Raw genomic sequence first — 7,610 nt, 5'->3', positions numbered from 1 at the left:
GTGCCGGCACGCTGAAGGACCTGGGTCTGGTGCTGTTCGTCGGTATGGCGGTGGCGTTCCTGACCTCCATCCTGGTGGCCACCCCGCTGCTGGCGCTGTTGAAGAACTACGACCCGCGGATCCAGGCGCACAACAAGCGCGTCCTGACCCGGCGGGGCGCGATCAGCCGCGGCGAGGTCACCGGTAAGGGTGCTGCCGCGAGCCCGGTGGCCCAGGCGGACACGGCCGACGAGCCGGTCGACCAGGACTCCGCCGCGCTGGCCGGTGCCGCCCCCAAGGTGGGCGCTCGGCCGGCGGGCAAGCGGTCCACCGGTGCCCGGGGCGGTCGCCCGGGTGGTGGCGGCAACCGGCCGGGTGGCGCCAAGCGGCGCTGACCCGACAGGAAACACCCGAACGGCGTCCGGCATGCTGTTGCCGGACGCCGTTCGTCGTCGAAGGAGAGCGAAACAGCCGTGACGGAGACCCACAGCGCCGCAGCGCACGGGGACAGTGGCCCGGAGGTGGCCCGACTGGTCGCCAGTCGGGTGCTGGACGTGCCCGACTTTCCCAAGCCCGGCGTGATGTTCAAGGACCTGATGCCACTGTTCGCCGACGGCAGGGTCTTCCGTGAGGTGATCGACGGGATCGTTGCCCACCACGGGCGGGACACCTTCGACGTGGTGGTCGGCATCGAGGCGCGCGGGTTCGTCGTCGCGGCGGCCATCGCGTACGCGACCGGGGTGGGAGTGGTGCCGGTGCGCAAGGCCGGCAAGCTGCCGCGCCCCGCGCACTCGGTCTCCTACGAGTTGGAGTACGGCGAGGCAACCCTCGAAGTGCACGAGGACGCCTTCACCGCCGGGCACCGGGTGCTGGTGGTCGACGATGTGCTGGCCACCGGTGGCACGGCCGAGGCGACGCTGGACCTGGTCGAGCGGGCCGGCGGCACCGTCGCCGGCTTCACTGTGCTGCTGGAGCTCGGCTTCCTGGGTGGGCGCGAGCGACTGGCGCCGCGTCCCGTCCACGCCCTGTTGACCGTTTGAGCCGGTCGGCACTCTGCTGACCGTTTGGTCCCGGGCCGGCCGGATGGACGCGGCGCCGACCGTCCGGCGGAGCGGCAGGGGGCCGTCCGTGCGGGTAGCATTGCCCTTTGCTGACGCCGGCGGTATCCCGTCCGGCGGGCGAGACCAGGTCGGCCGATCTTCGGCCGGCGTGTTTCCGGCGAGCGGTGAGGAGGCCGGTGTCCCACGATGTCGTCCCTCCGGCGGAGGGCACGGTGCACCCGACAGGCGACGCTGACGGCTCGGTGACCGACCCGACAGGCGACGCGCCGGCCCGGGTGACGGGCAACGGCAACGGCTCCGGCCGGGTTCCCGGCGGGAGCGCGGTGAAGCCGACCAGCGGCCCGCCGAGCGTCGAGGCGTCCCCTGGCGCCGATGGCGTCGTGGTGCCGTTCCCGACCGACGCGGGCATCGACCCGTCGCCCAGCGGCGGGTTCGGGCTGTCCAACGCGCCCACCGGTCGGCGGGTCCGTGCCCGGCTGGCCCGGTTCAACGCACCCTGGCAGACCTCCCAGGTCAGCGAGGTGCTGGAGCCGCTCATCGCCAGCCACCGGGACAACCACCCCAAGGCGGACGCCCGGCTGCTCCAGCGCGCCTTCGACACGGCCGCGCGGTGGCACTCCGGGCAGTACCGCAAGTCCGGTGACCCCTACATCACCCACCCCCTCGCCGTGGCGACGATCCTCGGCAACCTGGGGATGGACACCACCACGCTGGTCGCCGCGCTGCTGCACGACACCATCGAGGACACCGAGTACACCCTCGACCAGATGCGCGCCGACTTCGGTGGCGAGGTCGCCCTGCTGGTCGACGGCGTCACCAAGCTCGACAAGGTCAAGCTGGGTGACGCGGCCAAGGCCGAGACGATCCGCAAGATGGTCGTGGCCATGGCCAAGGACCCGCGGGTGCTGGTGATCAAGCTGGCCGACCGGCTGCACAACATGCGCACCCTGACCTTCCTGCCCCGCCCCAAGCAGGAGCAGAAGGCCAAGGAGACCCTCGAGATCCTGGCGCCGCTGGCGCACCGGCTCGGTATGAACACGATCAAGTGGGAGCTGGAGGACCTGTCCTTCGGCACGCTGTTCCCGAAGCGCTACGAGGAGATCAACCGGCTGATCGGGGAGCACCAGCCGCAGCGCGAGGCGCTGCTGCGGCAGGTGACGCAGAAGGTGCAGACCGACCTGAAGGCCGCCAAGATCAAGGCGGAGACCACCGGGCGGCCGAAGCACCTCTACTCGATCTACCAGAAGATGATCGTGCGGGGCCGCGACTTCAACGACATCTACGACCTGGTCGGTGTGCGGATCCTGGTCGACACGGTTCGCGACTGCTACGCGGCGCTGGGGGTCATCCACGCCAACTGGCAGCCGGTGCCGGGCCGGTTCAAGGACTACATCGCGATGCCCAAGTTCAACATGTACCAGTCGTTGCACACGACTGTCATCGGGCCCACCGGCAAGCCGGTGGAGATGCAGATCCGCACGTACGCGATGCACCGCACCGCGGAGTTCGGCATCGCCGCGCACTGGAAGTACAAGGAGCACAAGGGCACCCAGATCGTCGGCCCGCCCGCGCACATCGACGAGATGACCTGGCTGCGGCAGTTGCTCGACTGGCAGCGTGAGGCGGCCGACCCGAGCGAGTTCCTGGACGCGCTGCGCTTCGACCTGTCCAGCCAGGAGGTGTACGTCTTCACCCCGAAGGGTGACGTCATCCCGCTGCCGACCGGGTCGACACCAGTGGACTTCGCGTACGCGGTGCACACCGAGGTGGGGCACAAGTGCATCGGCGCGCGGGTCAACGGCAAGCTGGTGCCCCTCGAGTCGACGCTGTCCAACGGCGACGTGATCGAGATCTTCACGTCGAAGTCCGAGACGGCCGGCCCGACGCAGGACTGGTTGGGCTTCGTCAAGAGCCCTCGCGCCCGGACGAAGATCCGCCAGTACTTCAACAAGGAGCGGCGCGAGGAGGCGATCGAGGCCGGCAAGGACGCGATCGTCAAGGCGATGCGCAAGCAGGGCATGCCGTTGCAGCGGATGCTCACCTCCGACGCGCTCATGTCGATCGCCCGGGACCTGCACCTGGCCGATGTGGCGTCGCTCTACGCGGCGGTCGGCGACAGCCAGGTCTCCGCGCAGTCGGTGGTGCAGAAGCTGATGGCCGCGTACGGCGGCGAGGAGGGCGCGGCGGAGGACATCGCCGAGACCGCCGTCGCCACCCGGCCGCCACGCAGCCGGCAGAGCAGCAGCGACCCGGGCGTGGTGGTCCGGGGCGTCAGCGACGTCTGGATCAAGCTGGCCCGCTGCTGCACACCGGTCCCACCGGACTCGGTGTTCGGCTTCGTCACCCGCTCCGGCGGGGTGAGCGTGCACCGCGACGACTGCGCCAACGCCGAGGACCTGCGCGCGCAGAGCGAGCGGGTCGTCGAGGTGAGTTGGAAGCTCACCTCCGCGTCGACGTTCCTGGTCGCCATCCAGGTCGAGGCCCTGGACCGGCACAAGCTGCTGGCCGACGTCACCAGGGTGCTCTCCGACGAGCGGGTCAACATCCTCTCCGCGACCGTCACCACCACCCGTGACCGGGTGGCGGTGAGCCGGTTCAGCTTCGAGATGGCCGACCCGAAGCACCTGGGCCACCTGCTGGCCACGGTTCGCAAGGTCGACGGCGTCTTCGACGCCTACCGGGTCACCTCGGGCGCCTGAGCGCCCGTACCCCGTACCCCGGGCACACGACAGCGCCCGCCGGCTCAGCCGGCGGGCGCTTCGTCGTGCGCGTGGGGTCAGCCCTGCGGGTTGCTCATCGTGAGGTCCTTGATGATGACCTCCTTCTTCGGGTGGCCGCCGCCGGCCTGCTGGGCGAACGCCCCGTCGTCGCCGGCCTTGGCCACGTCCTTGACCAGGTCCATGCCGCCGGTGATGGTGCCCAGCACGGTGTACGCCGGGTCCAGCGGCGAGTCGCCGTAGACGATGAAGAACTGGCTGCCGGTGCTCCCCGGATCCTGCGACTTGGCCATCGCGATGACGCCCTCCGGGTACGGCGGGCGCTTGTCGGTGGGCAGGTTCTCCTCGGCCATGCGGTAGCTCGGGCCGCCCTGGCCGTCGGTGTCCCGCCAGCCGTTGCCGGTGGCGCTGGGGTCACCGCACTGCAACACCTTGATGCCCTCGCTCACGAGGCGGTGGCACTTGGTGTTGTCGAAGAAGTTCTTCTCCGCGAGGTAGGTGAAGCTACCCGCCGTGCACGGCACCAACGACCGGTCGACCTTGGCCGTGATCGGGCCGAGGTTGGTGTCGATCGTCATGGTCTGCACGCCCGTGGCGGACTGCTCGTTGCTCGGCGCCCCCACGTCCTTGATCTGCGGGGGCCGCTGGTCGGTGGGCAGCGCGTTGTACGCGCACTCGGCCGCACCGGCCGCCGGCGCGGCGGTGTCGCTCTTGTCGTCGTCGTCGCCGCCGAGGCTCACCGCCAGCCAGACGGTGCCGGCGACCACGAGCACCAGCGCGGCAGCCGCGCTGACGATCGCCGTCGTCTGCCGGCGCTTGCGGGCCTTGGCCGCGCGCTCGGCCATCTCCTTCTCGAGCCGGGCGCGTGCCGCCGCGCGCTGCCGCTCTCTGGTGGACGTCACGCCTGGATCCTCCTGGCTGTCTGCTGCTGGGTGCCGCTTGGGTGGTTGGTGGCGCCCGGTCAGCCGGCGCTCGGGCTGCTGGCCGGGGTGCCGGAAGCCGAGGGAGCCGGTGCCGCACCGGTGACCGGCTCACCGACCGTGAGGCTCTGGATCGTCACATCGGTGCTGGGCTTGACCTTCGCCCCGGTCCCATTGTCCACGGTCGGGAGGGCGCCGATCTTCTCCACCACGTCAAGCCCGCCGGTCACCCGGCCGATGACCGGGTACTTCGGGTCGGCGGTGGTGAAGTCCTTGAAGAAGATCAGGAACTGGCTGCCGTTGCTGCCCGGCGGGTTGGAGACCATCGTCACCGTGCCCTTCGGGTACGTCGGCGGCTGGCCGGGGGCCGGACTGGCCGACGGCACGGTCGGCACCTCTTCGTCGTAGAACGAGTAGGTCGGCCCACCAAGACCCGTGCCGCTGGGGTCGCCGCAGCGCAGCGCGCCCTCGGCGGTGATCTCGTGGCACGTGGTGTTGTCGTAGAACGACCGGCTCGCCAGGTGGGCGATGCTCGCCGCCGCGCACGGAGAGTTGGTCAGGTTCAGTTCCGCGGTGATCGGCGCGCCCTGGTTGGTGGTCACGGTCATCGCCCGGGTGCCGTCGGTGGGCAGATCCTTGGTGGCCGGCGTGCCGACGTCCTTGAGGTTGGTGTTGGCCGTCGCGTCCTGCGGCGTCCAGAGGCAGGTGTCCTCCCCGGCCGTGTTCTGCTTCGGGTCGGAGTCGAAGGCCCCGAGCGCCCAGGCTGAGCCGGCCACGACCAGCACGAGGATCAGAGCGGCGCCAACTCCGGCCTGGATCTGCCGTCGGCGCCGCGTCGAGGCGGCCCGCCGGGCCAACTGCCGGTCGAGCTTGGCCCGCGCCAGTTTGCGCTGCCGGTCCCTGCTGGAAGCCACCGGTGCTCCCCTTTCCTCTACCTGGTCGTCGCCGGCGGCCGGTCGCCCCGGCCCGTCCGGGCGTCACGTGTGCCGCGCCACACGCCCGCCAGAGTGTACGGCTAGTGACTGGGAATGTGGTGTACGAGGTCCACCCCATCCCGAGCAGCGCTTATCGGAGGTTGTCACTGTGCCTGGCGGGACGTGTGGGACGGACGCGGCAAACTCGTTCGGCCCGCCCGATAGGCTGCTGTGCAGAACGACAGCTGCTCGACGGAAAGGACAGCGCCTGTGCTCGTGGCCGGCTTTCCCGCGGACGCCTTCGGCACCAACTGCTACGTGGTTGCCACCGCGCCGGGGGAGCAGTGCGTGGTGGTCGACCCGGGCATCGGGGTGCTCGACCAGCTCGACGCGCTGCTCGCCGAGCACCGCCTGCATCCGGCCGCCGTGCTGCTCACCCACGGCCACCTCGACCACACCTTCTCGGTCGCGCCGGTCTGCGGCGCACGCGGCATCACGGCGTACGTGCACCCCGGTGACCGGGAGATGCTGGCCGACCCGTCGAAGGGCCTCTCGACCGACCTGACGTCGCTCTTCGGCGGCCGGCTGAGCTACACCGAGCCGGAGGACGTGGCGGAGTTGACCGACGGCGCCACCCTCACGCTCGCCGGCCTGGAGATCGCCGTCGACCATGCCCCGGGCCATACCGGCGGGTCGGTGCTGTTCCGGCTGCCGGGCGCCGGGTCGGGCTGGGAGGCTGACGAACTGTGCCTCTCCGGCGACGTCCTCTTCGCCGGGTCGATCGGCCGCACCGACCTGCCGGGCGGGAGCATGCCGGCCATGCTCACCAGCCTGCGCGACAAGATCCTCCCGCTGGCCGACGACACCGTCGTGCTGCCCGGCCACGGCCCCAGCACCACCATCGGCCGCGAGCGCGCCAGCAACCCGTACCTCATCGAGGTGGCTGGCACGTCGCCGGCCGCTCCCACCCGGGGCCTCTAGATCTTCTGTCCGCGCCGCGCGCGGACCCACGACACCACCGCGCCAACGGCGCGGAACCGCAAGGAGTACGCCGATGAGCAAGCCCACGCCCATCTCCGGCTTCCCGGAGTGGACTCCCGGACAGCGGATGATCGAGCAGTTCGTGCTCGACAGGATCCGGGCCACCTTCGAGCTGTACGGCTTCGCGCCGCTGGAGACCCGCGCCGTGGAGCCGCTGGACCAGCTGCTGCGCAAGGGCGAGACCTCGAAGGAGGTCTACGTGATCCGGCGGCTGCACGCCGACGCCGAGGGTGCCGGTGGTGACGACCAGCTCGGCCTGCACTTCGACCTGACCGTGCCGTTCGCCCGGTACGTGTTGGAGAACGCCGGCAAGCTGAGCTTCCCGTTCCGCCGCTACCAGATCCAGAAGGTGTGGCGGGGCGAGCGGCCGCAGGAGGGCCGCTACCGGGAGTTCGTCCAGGCCGACATCGACATCGTCGACCGGGACACCCTGGCCGCGCACCACGAGGCGGAGATGCCGCTGGTCATCGGGGACGCGTTGCGGTCGTTGCCGATCCCACCGGTGACGATCCAGGTCAACAACCGCAAGATCTGCGAGGGTTTCTACCGGGGCATCGGGCTGACCGACCCGGAGGCGGCGCTGCGGGCCGTGGACAAGCTCGACAAGATCGGCCCGGCGAAGGTGGCCGAGCTGCTGGCCCAGACCGCCGGGGCGAGCGAGGCGCAGGCCAAGGCGTGCCTGGCGCTGGCCGAGATCTCCGCCCCGGACGCCTCGTTCGCCGACGCCGTCCGGGCGCTGGGGGTGAGCGACCCGCTGCTCGACGAGGGCATCGAGGAGCTGGTCCGGGTGGTGGACACCGCCGCCGAGCACTCGCCCGGCCTCTGCGTGGCGGACCTGCGCATCGCCCGCGGGCTGGATTACTACACGGGCACCGTCTACGAGACCCAGCTGCGCGGCTACGAGCGCTTCGGCTCCATCTGCTCCGGCGGCCGGTACGACAATCTGGTCCCATGGCTGATCCGCGCGACGATCTCACC

Annotated in this window: 6 protein-coding genes and 1 pseudogene; 5 read left to right on the top strand and 2 right to left on the bottom strand. The window is 70.8% G+C overall.

Annotation, left to right across the window (positions count from 1 at the left end):
• The 3 genes and pseudogenes from ABZ749_RS24800 to ABZ749_RS24790 all read left to right on the top strand — a co-directional run.
• Window positions 1-374, top strand: a pseudogene (locus tag ABZ749_RS24800) (protein translocase subunit SecF); the annotation flags it as partial.
• Between the two features lie 78 nt (window positions 375-452).
• Entirely contained in the window at window positions 453-1,019 is a 567-nt protein-coding gene (locus ABZ749_RS24795; protein ID WP_357231744.1) for an adenine phosphoribosyltransferase, read from the top strand.
• Between the two features lie 197 nt (window positions 1,020-1,216).
• A complete protein-coding gene (locus tag ABZ749_RS24790) occupies window positions 1,217-3,739 on the top strand; it encodes a bifunctional (p)ppGpp synthetase/guanosine-3',5'-bis(diphosphate) 3'-pyrophosphohydrolase (protein WP_357231741.1) in 2,523 nt (840 codons plus the stop codon).
• Between the two features lie 77 nt (window positions 3,740-3,816).
• Here the strand turns inward: ABZ749_RS24790 and ABZ749_RS24785 are convergent, their stop codons facing one another.
• Together ABZ749_RS24785 and ABZ749_RS24780 are read right to left on the bottom strand one after the other, a co-directional pair.
• The gene (locus ABZ749_RS24785) at window positions 3,817-4,659 is read right to left on the bottom strand and encodes a peptidylprolyl isomerase (protein WP_357231738.1); all 843 of its coding nucleotides are present in this window, start codon (window positions 4,657-4,659) and stop codon (window positions 3,817-3,819) included.
• A gap of 59 nt (window positions 4,660-4,718) precedes the next feature.
• The gene (locus ABZ749_RS24780) at window positions 4,719-5,591 is read right to left on the bottom strand and encodes a peptidylprolyl isomerase (RefSeq protein ID WP_357231735.1); all 873 of its coding nucleotides are present in this window, start codon (window positions 5,589-5,591) and stop codon (window positions 4,719-4,721) included.
• Between the two features lie 270 nt (window positions 5,592-5,861).
• On the opposite strand from ABZ749_RS24780, the gene ABZ749_RS24775 reads away from it, so the two are divergent.
• Both ABZ749_RS24775 and ABZ749_RS24770 read left to right on the top strand, forming a co-directional pair.
• Window positions 5,862-6,572: an MBL fold metallo-hydrolase gene (locus ABZ749_RS24775; RefSeq protein WP_238659786.1), complete on the top strand. Its 711-nt coding sequence runs from the start codon at window positions 5,862-5,864 to the stop codon at window positions 6,570-6,572.
• A 73-nt stretch (window positions 6,573-6,645) separates the two neighbouring features.
• On the top strand, window positions 6,646-7,610 hold a 965-nt coding region (locus ABZ749_RS24770; RefSeq protein WP_357231732.1), incomplete at its 3' end, for a HisS family protein.

This window comes from Micromonospora sp. NPDC047753 (assembly GCF_040642735.1).
Classification (GTDB): domain Bacteria; phylum Actinomycetota; class Actinomycetes; order Mycobacteriales; family Micromonosporaceae; genus Micromonospora.
Note: the sequence above shows the minus strand (reverse complement) of the source record. Positions and strands in the feature narration are given on the sequence as shown.